At 72.4% G+C, this 17,855-nt stretch carries 10 protein-coding genes and 1 pseudogene; 6 read left to right on the top strand and 5 right to left on the bottom strand.

Annotated elements, in window-relative coordinates; genetic code table 11:
* Positions 1-2: 2 nt before the first annotated feature.
* On the bottom strand, positions 3-176 hold the full coding sequence (locus ACIBK8_RS13225; RefSeq protein WP_399041850.1) for a hypothetical protein: 174 nt from the start codon (positions 174-176) through the stop codon (positions 3-5).
* 341 nt (positions 177-517) lie between these two features.
* Between ACIBK8_RS13225 and ACIBK8_RS13220 the strand changes: the two genes are divergently transcribed.
* A complete protein-coding gene (locus ACIBK8_RS13220) occupies positions 518-895 on the top strand; it encodes a tetratricopeptide repeat protein (RefSeq protein ID WP_399041849.1) in 378 nt (125 codons plus the stop codon).
* Between the two features lie 36 nt (positions 896-931).
* Here ACIBK8_RS13220 and ACIBK8_RS13215 read toward each other — a convergent pair whose 3' ends face one another.
* Both ACIBK8_RS13215 and ACIBK8_RS13210 read right to left on the bottom strand, forming a co-directional pair.
* Entirely contained in the window at positions 932-1,246 is a 315-nt protein-coding gene (locus tag ACIBK8_RS13215) for a DUF6343 family protein (RefSeq protein ID WP_399041848.1), read from the bottom strand.
* A 46-nt stretch (positions 1,247-1,292) separates the two neighbouring features.
* Positions 1,293-2,886 (bottom strand): annotated as a pseudogene (locus ACIBK8_RS13210) (UvrD-helicase domain-containing protein).
* Between the two features lie 598 nt (positions 2,887-3,484).
* On the opposite strand from ACIBK8_RS13210, the gene ACIBK8_RS13205 reads away from it, so the two are divergent.
* The 4 genes from ACIBK8_RS13205 (at position 3,485) to ACIBK8_RS13190 (ending at position 12,322) form a co-directional block, all read left to right on the top strand.
* Positions 3,485-6,472: an SNF2-related protein gene (locus tag ACIBK8_RS13205; protein WP_399041847.1), complete on the top strand. Its 2,988-nt coding sequence runs from the start codon at positions 3,485-3,487 to the stop codon at positions 6,470-6,472.
* Positions 6,469-8,058, top strand: a complete 1,590-nt coding sequence (locus tag ACIBK8_RS13200) for an SWIM zinc finger family protein (RefSeq protein WP_399041846.1) — start codon at positions 6,469-6,471, stop codon at positions 8,056-8,058. Before ACIBK8_RS13205 ends, ACIBK8_RS13200 begins: the two co-directional genes overlap by 4 nt.
* Positions 8,055-10,016, top strand: a complete 1,962-nt coding sequence (locus tag ACIBK8_RS13195) for a helicase-associated domain-containing protein (RefSeq protein WP_399041845.1) — start codon at positions 8,055-8,057, stop codon at positions 10,014-10,016. The genes ACIBK8_RS13200 and ACIBK8_RS13195 overlap by 4 nt, the downstream gene beginning before the upstream one ends.
* 176 nt (positions 10,017-10,192) lie before the next feature.
* Positions 10,193-12,322 carry an NB-ARC domain-containing protein gene (locus ACIBK8_RS13190; RefSeq protein WP_399041844.1) on the top strand — a complete coding sequence of 710 codons (2,130 nt, stop codon included), beginning with the start codon at positions 10,193-10,195 and terminating at the stop codon, positions 12,320-12,322.
* Between the two features lie 102 nt (positions 12,323-12,424).
* Here the strand turns inward: ACIBK8_RS13190 and ACIBK8_RS13185 are convergent, their stop codons facing one another.
* The gene (locus tag ACIBK8_RS13185; RefSeq protein ID WP_399041843.1) at positions 12,425-14,185 is read right to left on the bottom strand and encodes a CDP-glycerol glycerophosphotransferase family protein; all 1,761 of its coding nucleotides are present in this window, start codon (positions 14,183-14,185) and stop codon (positions 12,425-12,427) included.
* A 281-nt stretch (positions 14,186-14,466) separates the two neighbouring features.
* A complete protein-coding gene (locus tag ACIBK8_RS13180) occupies positions 14,467-16,137 on the bottom strand; it encodes an FAD-dependent monooxygenase (RefSeq protein ID WP_399041842.1) in 1,671 nt (556 codons plus the stop codon).
* Positions 16,138-16,854: 717 nt separating this feature from the next.
* Between ACIBK8_RS13180 and ACIBK8_RS13175 the strand changes: the two genes are divergently transcribed.
* Entirely contained in the window at positions 16,855-17,799 is a 945-nt protein-coding gene (locus ACIBK8_RS13175) for a zinc-binding alcohol dehydrogenase family protein (RefSeq protein WP_399041841.1), read from the top strand.
* The last annotated feature ends 56 nt before the right edge of the window (positions 17,800-17,855 follow it).

Below are 17,855 nucleotides of genomic sequence, written 5' to 3'. Positions count from 1 at the left end.
GCTCAGCCGTACCGGAGTTGGCGGCACGGCCCCGGGGCAGCAGGTTCGTCGGATCGTTCGAGGCGCAGTGGCAGGGAATTGTGCGGGCCCCAGGCGGACATGGTGTAGGCGACGGTGTCCTGTGCGCGGCTTGGGAGCTGTAGGACCGGGTCGCGGTAGCCATGAAGTGCCTTCATACACACAGCACCTGAGGAGAATGGTGCGTCATGCCGCCTCCGCCCTGCTGGTCCGGCGGTCGTTCACCCGATGCCGGAACAGCCGCATGTGTCATGGACGGTGCTAACCACCGTATGGACGGCCCTTCGGCGTTCGAGAACGTTCCCGACTACGCCATCGTCCACGCGCCCCGAGGCTCGGCCCTGGCCGTTGCGTGGCGCTGTCCGTACCGGCCGAGTGCCGATCGTGGAAGGGTCCTTGCCCGGACGGGAATGTCTCGGCCGACGCGTCTGTTGTGCGGCAGGTGTCGCCTATGGCCGGTGACTGAAGCCTGCCTGACGGCGCCGGAGAGGAGACGGCCGTGCCCGAGCGCAGCCCCGAGACCCATGTCATCGACTTCCGCGCCGCGGAACACCTGTTGGCCGCCCGCGACCCACGGGGAGCGGTGCGACTGCTCGACTCCGTCATCACCGCGCACCCGGAGAACACCGCGGCGCGGCTGCTGCGCGCTCGGGCTTTCTTCCTGGGGGCCCAACTGCGCCCGGCGGAACTGGAGTTCCAGATCGTGCTGGACCGTGAGCCGGATAATGCATTCGCCCACTTCGCTCTGGGCCGCACTCTTGAGCGGGCCGGCCGCCCCAAGGAAGCCCTGCGGCACTTCCGCCTCGCCGCTGCCCTGGACCCCCGCCCCGACTTCATCGAAGCGGCCCGCTTCGCACGGAGTGAGGAAGGCGGATGACCTGGGTGGTCTGGGCGATCTCCGGGCCTGACCTGCCTACGATCCGGGCCTGCGACCGCGACCGGAAGATCTCGGTCGGCTGAAGACGCCGTTCCGCCCGCGGTCCGGCTCGTACGGTGGTATCTCCTTGCCCGGTTGGTAGTGGGCTCCCTGGTGGATGTGCCGGATCACCAGGGTCAGGTCCGTGGCGGTGATCGCCGCCAGCACGGCACACGCCGCCGCCCATTCCGGTCTGCCGGCCACGACGAAGGCCACCGTCCCGGCGACGGCCCACAGCAGGCCCCACAGCGCCAGCCCACACCGGATCTTCAGGGGGCTGCGTGCGTGGAGGGGTTCATTTCCCGTACGCATTGGCACCCATCTCCCTTCTCCATGGTCCTCCTGATCGCTGCGTCCGTCACTCGTCGCCGCGTACCGCTCCATCGTGCACAGTCGGTGATGGCGGGGCTTGCGGGGGTCTCTTCGTGGTCGTCGGCTTCGGCTGTTCAACTGGGCGGAGCGGAACGGCCGACGGCGCTGGACCGGGGGTGGCAGGGCGAGGGTCGCCGGCCGGGTGCAGGTTGATCCAGGACAGCCCGCCGATGTCGAGGCGTGACCGGGCGCGTGTCACGGCCACGTACGCCAGGCGGGCTTCATCCACGTCGATCGGGCCGGGCAGCGGAGCCCCGTCGTCGCCGCGCTCTTCGAGATCATCAGGGCCCGTGAAGTCGTCCGCGATCCGCACGCTGTCCCACTCCCGCCCCTTGGCCCGGTGCACCGTGGACACCGTGACTTCGGCGACGTCTTCGGGGGAGAGGCGGTCCAGGGCGCACAGCACGGCATCGGCGCCGTGGTCATCGACGAGTTCGACCAGCGGCAGCAGGTCGCGTCCTGCCGGGTCGCACTCCGCGTATTCGCGCAGCTCCGCCCAGGACTCGAACAGCATCAGCTCGGGATGTGCCGTGCGTCGGCCGGACTCCAGGGCGTGTGCCGCGCGGGCCAAGGCGCGCAGAGCGTCTCCGCCGCCCGTCAGCGCTACCCGGCGGCCCGCTTCGAGCTGCCGTATCACCTCCACCATGGCTCCGGCGTTGGACCGGCACAGGATGGCTTGTGGGTCGGGGACCGCTGCCAGTTCCGTGGTGAGCCACGGCGCGCCCGTGAGCCGGATCGGGGCGTCGGCGATGGCCAGCCAGCGGTTGGCCTCGGTGGCCAGAGCGGGCCCGAAGCGAAAGGAAACAGGAGAGGCTGAGCTGCCGGCCGGGGAACCCGGCCAGGACATCGCGGGCGCCGCGCCAGCCGTAGATGGCCTGTGCGGAGTCGCCGACCAGTACCAGCTGCGCGTGTCCACGCTGTGCGGTGAATACCTGCTCGACCACAGGGTTGGTGTCCTGCGCCTCGTCGAGGAGGAGGACGTCGGCGGCGATGACGGGATCCTGCAGCGCCCACATCTTGAGGTAGTGGTCGTGCTCGAACCGGACGACGCCGTGGTCCGGATGCTGCAGATCCGCCCACGCTTTGCGTGCGTAGGGAAGCACGAGCTCCGCCAGCCGACGGTGCAGTGACTCGGACTCGGCGCCGCGCAGGGGCGGGACGTGGTGGAACCCGATGTCCCTGTCGGCGGATTGGCAGAACCGTGTGACGGTGCGCAGGACGGTGTAGGACAGCGCCTTGTGGGTGACTTTGCGTGACCCGAGGCGTAAGAACGTCCCGGCGTCGATGCCCAGGGCCGCTCCCACCTTCCAGCCTGCCTGCCGGGGCGCGTTCATCCGGGCCTGATAGCGCCTGCCGATGGCGGCGTAGGCGAGGGCATGCGCGGTGCCGCAGCTGACCTCGGCGGGGAAGGTCCGCGCGGCATCGCGGGCGATGGCTCTGTTGAAGGCGAGGTAACGGCCCTGTCGGCCTTGGCTCCGTGCTTCCTGCGCGAGCATCGCGAGCGTGGTGGTCTTTCCCGTTCCGGCACCGGCCTGGATCACGAGATCGGATCCGGTCCGGAACGCTTCTGCCGCAGCCATCTGCTCGGGTGTGGGGGCTTGGGTGGGGGCCGGTGCGGACACGGGAACTCCTCAGGGGGATCGACTGGTGACTGAGAGTTAATATGTCACTCACTGTAACCGTTTTGAGGTTGAGGGGTGAGAAATTTCGCGGCCTGTGGATAACTCCGCGGTGTCGCTTGCTGCGGATCGTGTGCGCGGGCGAGCGCGGGGCGGGGACGTCGTGCGGAGCGGATTGTCAGTGGCGTCTGCTTCTATCGATTCCGAAGCGGTGGCACAGGTCCACGGCGGTGAGGCAATCCCGATCCCTTCGTGCGCCGACGCAGCCGCGACCGCAGGGGCGGTGCCGGGCGAGCAGGAAATCGCCGTGCTGGAGGGGAGTGGTTGGCGTGAGGAGGGCGCGGTCGGAATCGTCGGATCGCAGGGTTCGGCCGCGCCGTCGTCGGTTGCGGACGGTGATCACCGGGCGCTCGGCGCCGGTGAGGAAGAGGCGGGCGGGCACGATGGAGGAGGGGCAGTGCGCGCGATCGTAGACTCGCAGGTCGGGGCCGCCCGGAAGGGTCGGCAGGCAGGGAAGGCACCGCGAGCGGTATGGAGAGACCGAGTTCCAGGGGACGGCATGGCACAGCAGCGGGATGAGGTCGCGGGGGCGTCCTGGCAGCTGCGCCGCGCTTTGTCGGCAGCGCCCGGCGGCACCGGGTCCGGTGGCACCGTTCCGAGCCACTGTGCCGTGACCTTCCTTCCCGCACAGCCTCCGCGCGCAGGCCGGGTCGCCTTCTGGCGGCCGGACGGCGGCCCGCTCCCGGATCTCGGAGCCGGGGACGCAGCAGTTGCCGGGGGAGTAGTGGCCGGTGACGACCGGTTTCCCGCCGCGGAGTCGCGGGTGACGGTGGCCCGTAGGCACGGCAACGGCGCACGCAGCCGCGCGGTGCCCGCCGTGCTGCTGCCGGTGGCCGAAGCGGTCCCGCTGCTGATCGGCGCGCGGTACGACCCGGCCGCCCATCCTGCGGCGGCCGGCTGGGGTGCCGCCGCGCTCCATGCCCTGCACCTCACGTCGCGCGGCCGGCTGCTGCCCGGACTGACCGACGCGGACACCGACGCCTGGCGGGCGGGCCCTCTCGACCCGGAGGACGCCGCACACCTACGGGCCATCGCCGCAGCGATGCCCGCCGACGCCTACGCCACACCGATCCCCGGCACTCGCCCACTACGGCTGCTGGATCCGACGGAGCTGGTCAGGCACTTCGTCGATGCTGTCGTCGACGCACTGCCGCGCACACCGGCCGCCGCCCTCGTCGCCGGCGCCCCGTACGCCGCGCAGCCATCACAGCAGATCCCCGGTACGCGCGAGTGGGCCGCAGAGGTGGCGGCCGGGGTGGACGCAGGCGTCCGGCTCTCTCTGCGCCTGGACCTCGCTCCGCACCGGCTCTTCGACATCAGCGCACCGGCCCCCGCCGGCACCGGAGACGAGACCGGTACCGGAGAAGACACCGGTACGGAGGGCGGCATGCCGGAGCGCGGCGCCGCGGCGGCCGTACTCCAGGTGCACAGCCTCACCGACCCCACCCTGGTCGCCGATGCGCGGGACCTGTGGGAGGACCTGGGGCCCGACCGGTTCGGCGCGCGGTCCCGGGTCGACACGCTCCTCGCGCTCCGCCGGGCAGCCCGGGTATGGCACCCGCTCGGCCGCCTCCTGGAGCGGCCGGTCCCCGACGTACTGCCGCTCGGCGAGGACGAGTTGTACGAACTGCTCGGCCCGGCGGCGCCACGGCTCAAGGCCGCAGGCGTGACCGTCCACTGGCCCAAGGAACTGGCCCGAGGGCTGACGGCAGCCGCGGTGCTGCGCCCCGCTCCCGGGTCCGCCGCGGACGGTTTCGGATTCTTCGACACCAAGGAACTGCTGCAGTTCCGCTGGCAGATGACCCTCGACGGGGTGCCCCTGACCGAGGCGGAGATGGACGAACTGGCCGAGGCGCACCGTCCGATGGTGCGGCTGCGCGACCAATGGGTGCTCGTGGATCCCGCGCTCGTCCGCAAGGCCCGCAAACGCGAATTGGGGTACGTGGAACCGGCCGACGCACTCGCCGCGACGCTCAACGGCACCACCGAAGTGGACGGCGAAGCGGTCGAGGTGGTCCCCGTGGGGGCGCTCGCCGCGATGCGCGACCGCCTCACCGCCAAGAACCGCCCACTGCCCCAGCCACCAGGACTGCACACCACACTCCGCGACTACCAACTCCGCAGCATGACCTGGCTCGACACCATGGCCTCCCTCGGCCTCGGCGGCTGCCTCGCCGACGACATGGGGCTGGGCAAGACCGTCACCGTCATCGCCCTGTACCTCCACCGGCGTCCACCCGCCCCCGTCCTCGTCGTGTGCCCCGCCTCCCTGCTGGGCAACTGGCAGCGCGAAATCGAACGCTTCGCCCCCGGCACGCCCGTACGCCGCTTCCACGGTGCCGGGCGCAGCCTCGACGATCTCGACAGCGGCTTCGTCCTGACGACCTACGGGACGATGCGCAGCAGCGCCGCCCAACTCGCCGCCCGCTCCTGGGGATGGGTCGTCGCCGACGAGGCCCAGCACGTCAAGAACCCACGGTCCTCGACGGCCAAGGCACTGCGCGACATCAAGGCCCCCGCCCGTATCGCCCTCACCGGCACACCGGTCGAGAACAACCTGTCCGAACTGTGGGCCCTCCTCGACTGGACCACCCCGGGGCTCCTCGGCCCGCTGAAGACGTTCCGTGCCCTGCACGCACGCGACGTCGAAGGCGGTGAGGACCCGGAGGCGGCGCGGCGGCTCGCCCGGATGGTGCGCCCGTTCATCCTGCGCCGCAAGAAGTCCGACCCCGGTATCGCGCCCGAACTCCCGCCCAAGACCGAGACGGACCACCCGGTGGCGCTCGGCCGCGAACAGGCGGCGTTGTACCGCGCCGTCGTCCGGGAAACCCTCGCCAAGATCGAAGCCGCCGACGGCATCGCCCGCCGCGGGCTGGTGATGAAGCTGCTCACGGCGCTCAAGCAGATCTGCAACCACCCCGCGCAGTACCTGAAGGAGGCCGCACCCGGCCTGGTCGCCCGCTCCGGGAAACTCGAACTGCTCGACGAGCTCCTCGACACCATCCTCGCCGAGGGCGGCGCCGCCCTCGTCTTCACCCAGTACGTGGAAATGGCCCGGCTCCTCGAACAGCACCTCCATACCCGGGGCATCCCCACCCAACTCCTGCACGGCGGCACCCCCGTCGCACAGCGGGAGGCGATGGTCGACCGCTTCCAGTCCGGTGAGGAACCGGTGTTCCTGCTGTCCCTCAAGGCCGCGGGCACCGGCCTCAACCTCACCCGCGCCGGGCACGTGATCCACTACGACCGCTGGTGGAACCCCGCGGTGGAGGAACAGGCCACCGACCGCGCCTACCGCATCGGGCAGACCCAGCCCGTCCAGGTGCACCGCCTGATCGCCGAGGGCACCGTCGAGGACAACATCGCCGACCTCCTCGCCGCCAAGAGAACCCTCGCCGACACGGTGCTCTCCGGAGGCGAGACGGCACTCACCGAACTGTCCGACGCTGAACTGGCCGACCTCGTCTCCCTGAGGAGGCCCGCATGAGCCCCCGCCCCGCCGACGGGCCGAGCCGTCGCGCAACAGGACGGTCAGGTGCGCCGGCCCCCGCATCGGGCGCGTCCCTCCGGAACCGGTACACCACCTCCGGGCGAGCCGCCGCCGCGGACCGGATGGCCCGCGCCGACCGCTCCCGTACCTTCCCGCCCCTGCCGTCCCGTAGCGGCGGGCCGTTCGCCGCCTCCTGGTGGGGAAGCGCCTGGCTGGACGCGCTGGAAACCACCGCCCTGGACGGCGCTCGCCTCGCCCGCGGCCGGACCTACGCCCGTGACGGACACGTGGACACCATCAACGTCACCCCGGGGCGCATCCTCGCCACCGTACGCGGCAGCAGACCACGCCCGTACAGTGCCGAAATCCGCCTGCGGACCCTCGCGGACGAGGACTGGTCCGCGCTCCTCGACGCCATCGCCGCCGAGCCCGACCACCTCACCGCCCTCCTGGCCAAGAAGCTGCCCGAAGCCCTCGCCGACAGCGACGTACGGCTCCTTCCGGGGCCGGGCGACCTCATTCCCCGCTGCTCCTGCCCGGACCACGGCAGGCCCTGCAAGCACGCCGCGGCGCTCTGCTTCCAGGCGGCCCGCCTGCTGGACGCGGACCCGTTCGTACTGCTGCTGATGCGCGGCCGTGGGGAACGCGAACTCCTCGACGACCTCACCCGCCGCAGCGCGGTCCACACCGTCCGCGAGACGCGTGAACCCCCGCGGACCGCGCCGCTGGACCAGGCCGGGAAGACCGCCCGCGGACTCCCCGCCGGCACCGCATCCGACGCCGTCCTGGAGGAGATGGTCCCTCCCAGCAGCGGGCGCACCACCCCGGACGCACCACCCGCCGCCCAACCGGAGGCCGCGCCCCACGGAGCCCCCACAGGCCATGAGCCCCCGCCGGCCACCGCAACACGCGGCATCCTGGCCCGTGACGCGCTGGCCGAGCACCCGAGACCGCCGCTCCCACCGCCCTTCCCGCCGCCCGCACAGCCCGGTGGCGCACCGGCCCTCCCCGACGGCGACGACCTCCCGTTCGACCCCGCCGCCCTCGAATTCCTCGCCGCCGACGCGGCAGCCCGCGCCCATGCCTGCCTGACCACCACAGCCGCCCCGCCACCCGGCACCGCCCGCATACCGGTGCCGAGTCCCTTCCCCACGCTCACCCCGTGGGAGGACGCCATCCGCCTGGCCGCCACCGCCCACCCCACCGCGGGCCTGACCTCCACCACCCGTGCGCTCTTCCGCGATCTCGCGACCGCCACCGACCGCACCCCTGCTGACGTGGCGCGGGCCGTCGCGGCCTGGCGACAGGGCGGCCTCGAAGGGCTCTCCCTCCTGGAGGAGCCGTGGAACCCTCCGGCCGGCGACTTCGACCGCGCCCGCAGCTCCCTGCTGGCCGCGGACCTGCCGGCCATGCGCCCGCAGGACAACCGCCTCACCGACCCCCACCGCCACGTCCAGCTCCGGTTCGGGCACGACGGCCGCTGGTACCCCTACGAATCCGAGCCCGGAGCCGAGGACTGGTGGCCTACCGGCCCCGCGAACCCCGACCCCCTGGCCGCCCTCACCGACCTCCTCGCACGATGACTAATCTCGACACCGTGGAAGGACTCGACACACTCACCCGCTCCCTCGCCCGGCGCACCCCCGAACAGCTCGCCGCGCTCCTCACCCGGCACGCCGAACCGCTCTCGCGCCGCCCCGCAGCAACCGAACTACGGGGCCTGGCAGCCGCGTTGTGGTCGTACGAGACCCTCCACCACCTGGTGCTGCACCTCGATCACCCGCGACTCCAGGTACTCGCGGCCACCGCCCGCATCAGCCAGGACCACACCGGCCGCGGCACCCCCGCCCCGGCGGCCCCCTCATCCGGTGCCGACTACCAGTCCCTGATGGCACACCGGCTGTCCTTCCCCCAACTGGCCAGCGAACCCGTGCCACCCGAGGAGACCTACGCCGCGCTCGACGCCCTGCACGGCCCCGCCCGCACGGCCGCCGAACGCGCCCTCGACTCCCTCTACACCGACGGACTCGCCGCCCCCACCGAGGACGGCCGGATCGTCGTCCCGCCACGCACCGCACAACTCCTGGCCGCCCACCCCCTCGGGCCGTTCACCCCCGCCGCGCCGCGCCCCGCGGCGTACGACACCGGAGCAACGGCCCGGCCGGGCAGCGCCGCCATCGGCCCGGCCTCCCTCCACGACGAATCCGCCGCCGCGGCATCCGCCCTCGCCGCCACCGTCGACCGCCTGCTGGCCGCCCTCGCGACGCAACCCGCGGCGCTCCGCAAATCCGGCGGCCTGGCCGTCCGCGAAATCAAACGCCTGGCCAAGGCCGCAGGCACCACCGAACCGCACACCCGCCTGCTCCTCGACCTCACCCTCGCCGCCGACCTGATCGCACTGACCCGCACCCCGTCCGGCATCACCGCCCTCCCCACCAGCGCATACGACGACTGGCTCGCCCGCACCCCCGGCGCGCGACTGGCCCCCGTACTCGCCGCATGGCGGGCCCTGTGGGACGTCCCCACCCACACACCCTTCGGGGAGACCCCGACGGCACTGGTACGCGGCCACAACCGGCACGCCCCCGCCTTGCGGCACGCCCTGCTGGCCGCACTCGCCACCGTTCCCCTCGGCGCCGGGGCCCCCTTGCCGCCCCTGGAACACCCCGAGGGCGACGCAACCGCCCGCACCCTCTTGCAGGAGTTGCTGCACGCCGCCGAGTGGCACCGCCCGCTCGCTGTCGCCGCACAACCGATGACCGAGGAGCGTGCCGCGCACACCCTCCACGAAGCGGCCCACCTGGGCCTCGTCGCGCACGGCACCCTCACCCCGCTGGGCCGCGCACTGCTCAACGACCCGCACGACCTCGACGGGACACTGGCGGACCTGCTCCCTCCGCTCCTCGAACACGCCCATTTCCAGGCGGACCTGACGGCCGTCGTGCCGGGCCGCCCCGCCCCCGACCTCGCCGCACTGCTCACCGCCGCCGCCGAACGCGAATCCGAAGGCCACGCCGTCACCTGGCGCTTCACCCCTGACTCCGTACGCCACGCGCTGGACACGGGGCACCGGCCCGACTCCCTCATCGACGCGCTCACCACGGCCTCGGCCGACGGCGGCCTCCCACAGCCCCTCGTCTACCTCGTCCGGGACACCGCCCGCACCCACGGCCGGATGCGGGTCCTCCCGGCGGCCTGCTGCATCCGGTCCGACGACGAAACCCTGATCGCTGAACTCGCCGCCCACCGCGCCCTGCGCGACCTGGGCCTGCGCGCCATCGCCGGCACGGTCCTGGTGAGCAGCCGCCCACCCGCCGACACCCTCAAGGCGCTCCGAGCAGCCGGCTACGCCCCCACCCTCGAATCCGACGAGGGCGTCACCACCATCGAACGCCTGCCCACACACCGCACCCGGGCCCCCGCCCCCGCCCAGCGTCCGAACACCGCGCTCACCCTCGCGCACCGCCTGCTGGGCACCGAGCCGACGCTGGAGCAGGGCGCGGGGGACGTTCGTAAAGCAGGTGGAGGCGACGGCGTCTGACCGCGGCCTCCCGTTCGATCCGCGGAAGCGGCCCAGCGCGCTGCGTTGCTCCCGCGGCGGTTACGGCGAGTTATCCACAGCCCTGCCGCGGTGTCACTGCCGTCAAGTAGCGTTTTGGAGTACGGAATCGGGGAGGGCCGATGGGGAGGGGCGAGGCAGCGATGGAGGGCCGAGGCGTGGGCGACGGGGGCGTACGGAACGATCTTTCGGGGGAGGTGCACGGGCCTGTGGTGCAGGCCGGTGTGATCGAGGGCGGCGTACGGATCGAGGTACCACGGCCAGAGGTGCCGGTGCCCCGCCAAGTGCCCGCAGATCTGGTGCAGTTCGTCGACCGGGAGCCGGTTCTCCAGGCCATCGACAGCTGGGTGGCGGACGCCGGCGGGGCGCCACGGGTCGCCGTGCTCAGCGGTCTCGCCGGGGTGGGTAAGACCGCCACGGCACGGAGATGGGCCCACAGCAAGGACGGCGGCTTTCCCGGTGGCGAGTTCTACGTCGACTTCTCCGAGCTACGGGTCCAGGTGGGCGGCGATGTCTCGGCAGGCGTGAGCCGGTGCCTGCGCGCGCTGGGGGTCGAGGACCAGTATCTGCCGAAATCGCTCGGTGAGTTGTCCGCGATGTTCCGCAGCCGCACGGCAGGGGAACGGGTGCTGATGGTGCTCGACGACGTGACCGAACCGGCGCAGGTACGGGCGCTGATCCCGGGCGGGCCCGGCAGCGTGGTCCTCGCGACGAGCCAGGGGCGGCTCGGTGAGCTGATACAGGACGGAGCACGGCTGATGCCGCTGGAACCCCTCGGTACGGAGCACGGACTGCAACTCCTCAAGGACCTCTGCGGGGAAGCCCGGATAGCGGCGGCGGAGGAGGCCGCCGAACGGATCGTGGAGTGCTGTGGAGGTCTGCCGGTCGCCCTGCATGTGGCCGCCGCCCGTCTGGTGACGCACCCGAGGCTGACTGTTGAGGCACTGGCCGGCGAACTCGCCGACGAGCACAGGCGGCTGGATGCACTGCGCATCGGGCGGGAACGGGCCGTGGCAGCCGTGTTCGGCATGGCCTACGACGGGCTGCCCGAGGAGGACGCGCGGCTGTACCGCCTGCTGGGGATCTACCCTGGGCGCCGCTGGGATGCGGAGACCGCAGCGGCTGCCGCGGGCACGACCGTCGGACAGGCACAGGAGCAGTTGGACAGCCTGGAGACGGCGAGCCTCGTCACGGTGGTGGCCGACGGACGCTACGACTTCCACGACCTGGTCCGCCTGCACGCCCGGGAACAGGCGCTCCGCACGGAGAGCGAGCCGGAGCGGGCCGCAGCGGTGCGGCGTGTGGTGGAGCATCTCCTCACTCGGGCAGGGCACGCCGATCATGCCGTGATGGCGGGGCGCATGCGGATCGGCCGGTACGTCGAACGGCTGGGCGAAGCCGACGAAGCCCTCTCATTCGGCAGCCGGGGCGAGGCTCTGGACTGGTTGGACGGCTGGCGGGGTGAGCTGCTGTCGGCCCAGCGCGCCGCCGCCGCACACGGCTGGCACCGGCAGGCATGGGAACTGGCGGAGGCGCTGACCGCCCTCTACCTCAACCGGCGCTATCTGAACGACTGGACCGAGTCCGGCGAGCTGGGCGCAGAGGAAGCCGCTGCGGACGGCAACCCGGCAGCCGAGGCCAGGCTGCGCGCGCTCCTTTCCCGCCCTCTGATGGACCGCGATGAGCTGGACCGGGCTCGCGCCGAGCTGGAGACCGCTCTGGCCAGGGCCGATGAGTCGGGCCATACGCTGCTCCGGGCCTCCGTCCGCGAGTTCTACGGCCGCTACTGGGACCGGTGCGAACCGTCGCGCGCCATCGCCACGTACGAGGAGGCGATGACGTTCTACCGCGAGGCGGGGGACGAACGCGGCATCGCCATCGGGCTGTACTTCATGGGCTGTGCGCAGGAGGCCGCAGAACGGGAAGAGGCGCTGGGTACTCTCCAGGACGCCTACGGCCGGTTCCTGGCGATCGATGACCGGCGGATGGGAGCACGCGCGCTGGCGGCGATAGGAGGCGCTCAACGCAGGCTCGGAAACACCGACGAGGCGTTCAGGGCTTTGGAGGAGGCCGTCGAGATGCTGCGGGAGCGTGGGGCCGTGCACTACGAGGCGCACGCTTGTGAGGCACTCGCGGAGATCGCCGCTGAGCGGGGTGACCGTGAGGCTTGGCGACGCTATCTGACCCGGGCGCTGGAAATATACGAGGCCGGCGGCGGTCCGCGTGCGGAGGAACTGCGGCGCCGTCTTACGGCTTCGCCGGAGCCCACCGACGAGGCGGGGCCGTGATGGTGTGGCCGCGAGCCTTGCGGTGGGCGGAGTAGGGGGAGTTCCCGCATGGCGTGACGTGGTGCCCGCCCTGGACACCGGTCCTCCTGAGCGCCAGTCCTTTCAAGCGGTCCGGTGGACCAGGCTCAGGTCGGCGTCCTCAGTGCGGGCGCCGGCCCTGATGCCGATGATGGTGTTCGTCAGCGGGCGTCCGGAACGCAGCAGGGCGTAGACCGCTGCGGCCAGTACGGCGGCATCACGCATGCTTCCGGTGGCGGAGACGTCGACGGCCCGGCCGTCGTGCAGTCGGATACGGCAGCCACCGCTTTCGATCTCTGCTGCTGCGATGCGGCAGCCCGGGTAGCGGGACAGGGTGGCCGTGGCCCAGCGGTCGGCCGCGGTGACGGTCGCTGCGGGCGTCTCGCGAATGAGAACCGAGGCGCTCTCCGGCAGCCTGCGGTCCCGTTCCCGGTCGCTGCAGGACAGGTGGCGGAACGTGCCCTCGGTGCCGGTGGGGTCACCGCCGTAGTCGATGTCCGTGGTGATGCCGTCCGTGGTGGCGTCGTCCGCGGCGGTGAAGTGGGCGACGGAGGCGGGGGTGCGCCGGACGGTCACCTGCGGGCCGGCGGGCGTATCGCCGACCCGGGTGGTGACGAACACCGCGGTGATGTCCGGCTGGTGGTCCGCCGGAACCGGGTCATCGGGGGCGGGGCGGGGGAGGGGGGAGGAGGGCTCGGAGAGAGCAAGGCGGAGGAGGTCGTAGACCACAGCGCGCAGGCGCTGCAGTGCGCGCCCCGGAGCCACGAGCGCTCGGTCACCGAGGGCCGCCAGCGGACGGGTGCCCTCGCTGCCCCGCGCGGCGTCGGCGAGTGCTTGCTCGATCTGCGGACGCAGCGGTACATCGGTGATGAGCCGGGGTGCGAGACGGCCCAGTTCTGCCATGGGGGTGTCGGACACGGCCTCGTCGCCACCGAAGGCTCCGAGCAGCAGCGGTTTGCCGAGCGCGGCGCCGTAAAAGGTCACGGAGCCGTGGTCACCGATCAGGAGATCGCTGGCGAGCAGGGTCGCCTGCCAGCCGTCCGTCGGCGGGATGCGCAGCAGACCTGCGCCCAGAGCGGAGCTCAGCACGGTGCGGAGTTGGTAAGTGCCGTGTGCCGCCACGATGTTGGGGTGGGTGACCAGCGCGACGGCGTACTCGTCCAGAGGGAGCTCCGCCAGCAGGCGCGCGGGGAGGGAGGGCTCACGGCCGAGGAGGGATTGGTCGCGCCAGGTCGAGCTGAGCATGATCAGACGGCGGTCGTCCCCGACCCCGAGGGCTTCGCGGTAGGTGTCGCGCAGCTCCTGCCCATTGACCAGCAGGTCGTGGCAGGGGTCGCCGATGAGGAGGGTGCGGCCCGCGGTCGCAGGGTGGGCGGCGGCCAACTGGGCGGCCTGATCGGGGTGTGAGACGGCGATCCGGGCACGGCCGCTGCGCAGCAGGGCGTCCGGTACGACTCCGGCGAGGCGGTCCTGGTCGCTCCGGGAGTCCGGGACGACCTTGTGGAACCCGACGCCGTGCGGAAGGACGAGTACGGGGGCGGTGTGTCCACCGACGACGAGGTCGGCGTTCTCGGAAGCCGTGATGATCAAGTCGGGGGCGAGGTGGGGGAACTGGTGCCAGGGCAGGATCCGTGCGCCGACGGAGCGGGCGAGGTCGTGGACTCCGTCGTTGAAGGCGGAGGTGGGGTCGAACGCGAAGACCAGGTCCACGCGCGGATCGTCGCGGAATATGGGACCGAGCACATCGAGGACCCGGACGGTCGAGGTGACGGTCCGGGCGACGATCACTACGGTCCGCTCGCCGGGGAACGTACGCCAGCGGTCGGGGTCCGGGCCGACGGGCACCCGCAGTGCGGGTATCAGGCCATGGCTGGTGTCCCGGTCGGCGGCACACGCCCAGCCGTCAGCGGCTTCCGGCTTCCGGCTTCCGGCTTCCGGCTTCCGGCTTCCGGCTTCCGGCCAGGCTGCGATTAGCGTGTCCCACCGGTGAGCGCAACCCCTGTCCGTGATCAGCCTTCTCTGTCGGCCCACCACCGTAATTCAGGTGCCGCAGACCCTGGCGGCCAGGTCCTCAGCAGGCCCGGCCGCAGGGAGCGACGGGAACGGAGCCGACGCGCGGCCCGGGGTCAGGGCGTGGGCCACGGGCGGCGGCCCTGGCACGGCCATCGGTCCGCCGGAGCAGCGGAGTCGGGGCCGGGCGGCGGTGTGGTGGCGGACCGGGAATCGGGCTGTGGATCCGGGCAGGTATCGGGGGCCGGAGCCGCCGATGGCGGGCCCGGGGGTGCTGCGTCCTCGGCGGAACCGTCGTACTCTCGCGGCGACTCGGGGAGAGGCGCTGCAGGGGAGGCCGGCCCAGTCGGATCGCCCTGTGCACCCGGGCTGCCCGGCAATGCCGTGGACGGCAGTGGTGTCGACAGCGGCGGTGTGATCAGTGGTCGGGGCGAGATGAGCGGCAGCAGGCGGTGGACCGGTGAGGGGCGCAGCGGGCGTGTCGGCGGTGCGGCCGGGTCGGCGGGTTCGGTGTGGTCGGGGAAGACGGTGGGGCGGCCGGCGTTGTGCAGCATGCGGTGCACGGAATCGTGGGTGAGCCGGCTGGCGGCCGAAGGGCGGGGGCCCGTGGCGCCCGGATAGCGGATGTCCTGCTCGGCGGCGAGCGTCCATGGAGCCTGGACGAGGCGGCCGATGCTGCGCTGCAGGCTGCGGGCCAGTGCCGGATCGTCCAGATCGTGCCGCCGCAGCACCTCGCGCAGCGCGACGGCTTGGCGGGCGGCGGTGGGCAGGCCCTGGCCGTATGCGGGGTTGAAGGCCGCCACGGCATCGCCCAGCGCCACGAAGCCGGTGGGCCAGGACTCCAGCTGTTCGTAGTGGCGTCGGCGGTTGACGGTTTCGTGGGAGAGCCGCACTTCGCTCAACGGCTCCGCGTAGGCGATGAGTTCGCCGATGGAGCCGTCACCCATGCCGCGGGCGAACGGCACGAACCGGTCGGCGTGCCGGCACGGGCGTCCCCCGAGGATGCCCGTCAGCGTCACCAGCCAGTGCCCGTCCTCGATGGGGACCAGCGTCGCGGACTGCCCCGGGGTGGGCCCTTCCGGATCCGAGCCGGTGGCGAGCACGGGGGTGCCGCTGCCGTCCGGGGCCCGGAAGATCCTGGTCGCCGTGGTGAGACCGGCGTCCACGACCTCCTCGCGGACATCCGGCAGTCCCAGGGCGGCCAGCCGCTCGGGTGTCTTGGAGCCCCTGCCGGTGGCGTCGACGACCAGATCGGCGTCCAGCCGCCGGGCCTCACCGGTGAGCGCGTCCCGGACCCGCACACCGGTGACGTCCTCCGGAGTGCCGGTCAGGCCCTCGGCCTCGGTCTCGTCGAGGACGGTGACGCCGGGGAGTGCCAGTACCTGCTCCCGGATGACCCGGTCGAGCAGGTCGCGGGAGCAGGAGAGGAGGTGCCCGGACGGGGCGCGGCGGCGGGCCCGGCCCGGTACGGGCGGGAGCGCGAACTCCGGGGGGAGCGGCAGCCTGAGGGCGCCCGCGGCCAGCCAGCGTTCGGTGATGCCAGGCAGCAGGCTCTCGACCACACCGGCTCCGGCCGTCGTCAGCAGATGCGCGCGCCGGGGGTGCGGGAGGACCCGGCGGGGCACCCGGGTGCGGGGCATCATCTCCCGTTCCACGATGACCACATCGGCGTCGTGGGACAGCGCGGCGGCGGCGAGCAGGCCGGTGAATCCACCGCCCAATACCACGGCGAGATGCGGATGGGTGAACTGGAGCCCGCTGCTGCTCGTACCGCTCGACGTGTTCATGGGCAGCCTCTTTCTCGGCGTGGGCGCGCGGTTCCCGGGCGTGCGCGGGCCGCCTCCAGAAAGGGTGGCACCGCGACCGGGCGGGTCCGTCGGCGCGCGGCGGCGATGACGGCATCGGTGGCGGCCGTGAAGGAGGCCGACCACGCCGGGAGGATCGCGGTGGCGGTCCGCAGTAAGCGCAGCTGCGCCGGTATCAGCGGCTCCGCCAGTTGAAGGTCTTGGCACGCCGGCGCGAAGGCCGGTACGCCCTCGCCGGATTTCCGCATCATGACTCCCCCTCAGCCTGTGCACGCCCCGCCGCCCGAGCGGCCACGCGCCCCGCCAGCCGCCCGTCACGCAGGCGGTGGGCCGGCGCCTCCGCCTCACGGAGTGCGCGCGGTCCCGGGGAGCACGGCCGTCACATCCAGTCGACGGTGGACACGACTCCGGATCGTAGAGCGCGGAGATCACATGCGGTACCCGGAAATGTCCTAGGGGCAGATGGGAGCCACCCCGCGGATACCCATGCGTAGACCTGATCCAAGACGATGCAATGGGTGGAAAACGCGTGCACGGTTTCTCGCGACGTGAGAAAGCTTGCCGGAGATGTTCGTCCGACGCGACACAACAGAGCTGGAAACCGACCGGGGTTGGCGCGAATTGGCCGGGAATCTCCGGGGGCACAGATCCCGTGCCTACCCTGTGCGGGCACCACACCGGAGACCCAGAGGGAGAGTCGTGCGCGCGATTGTGATGCGGGAGTTCGGCGGCCCGGACGTGCTGCGGCTCGCGGATGTTCCCGATCCCGGGCCCAGGACCGGCCACGCGAGGGTCGACGTCACCCTGGCCGGCATCAACTACGCGGACGTGCACGTACGGGGAAACACCTACCTGGCGCCCGTGGACCTGCCCTACATCCCCGGCAACGAGGTCGTGGGGACGGTGGACGGCGGCCGTCGGGTGGTCGGGCTGACCCGGGGCGGCGGCTATGCCGAGCGCACCCTGGTGCACCGCCGCGTCACCTGGGACATCCCCGACGGCATCAGCGACGCCCAGGCCGTCGCGCTGGTCCTCCAGGGGAACAGCGCCTGGCATCTCCTGTTCACCGTGCTGCGGATCACCGCAGGGGAGACCGTCGTCGTCCCGGCCGCCGCGGGCGGGCTGGGGTCGCTGGCGGTCCAGCTCGCCGCCCAGGCCGGTGCCAAGGTCATCGGGCTGGCAGGATCGGAGGAGAAGCGCGAGCTGGCCCGGGAGTTGGGCGCCCACGCGGTGGTCGACTCGACAGGCGACGATCTGACCGAGCGCATCCTGGAAGCGGCGGGCGGACCGGTCCAGACGGCGCTGGAGATGACCGGTGGCACCACCTTCGCGCAGACGCTCGCCGCCGTCGCGCCGCGCGGCAGGCTCGCGGTGTACGGCTACGCGAGCGGCGAGATGGCGAACGTGCCCACCCGCTACCTGATGGAGCGCTCCCTCACCGTCTCGGGATTCTGGCTGCCGCAGCTCTACACCGACCGCACGGCCCTGCCGACCTCCATGCGGGCGCTGTTCGACGCGGTCGCGGCCGGCTCGCTCACCCCGCTGACCGGCGCCGCGTACGCGCTCGACCAGGCGGCGCAGGCCCATCACGACCTGGCGGCCCGCACCCCGACCGGGAAACTCATGATCGACGTCGCCCGCTGATCCACCGGTCAGGGCCGGCGCAGCGGCTCCCGCGGACGGCCCGGGAGGCCACCGCG

Origin of the sequence: Streptomyces sp. NPDC050161, from assembly GCF_044460025.1 — a bacterium.
GTDB lineage: Bacteria > Actinomycetota > Actinomycetes > Streptomycetales > Streptomycetaceae > Streptomyces.
Note: the sequence above shows the minus strand (reverse complement) of the source record. Positions and strands in the feature narration are given on the sequence as shown.

Excerpts from the sequence above, each read along its gene's own strand:
- ACIBK8_RS13225 (WP_399041850.1), bottom strand. The coding sequence starts at position 176 with ATGAAGGCACTTCATGGCTACCGCGACCCGGTCCTACAGCTCCCAAGC.
- ACIBK8_RS13180 (WP_399041842.1), bottom strand. The coding sequence starts at position 16,137 with ATGAACACGTCGAGCGGTACGAGCAGCAGCGGGCTCCAGTTCACCCAT.
- ACIBK8_RS13205 (WP_399041847.1), top strand. The coding sequence starts at position 3,485 with ATGGCACAGCAGCGGGATGAGGTCGCGGGGGCGTCCTGGCAGCTGCGC.
- ACIBK8_RS13200 (WP_399041846.1), top strand. The coding sequence starts at position 6,469 with ATGAGCCCCCGCCCCGCCGACGGGCCGAGCCGTCGCGCAACAGGACGG.
- ACIBK8_RS13195 (WP_399041845.1), top strand. The coding sequence starts at position 8,055 with ATGACTAATCTCGACACCGTGGAAGGACTCGACACACTCACCCGCTCC.
- ACIBK8_RS13215 (WP_399041848.1), bottom strand. The coding sequence starts at position 1,246 with ATGCGTACGGGAAATGAACCCCTCCACGCACGCAGCCCCCTGAAGATC.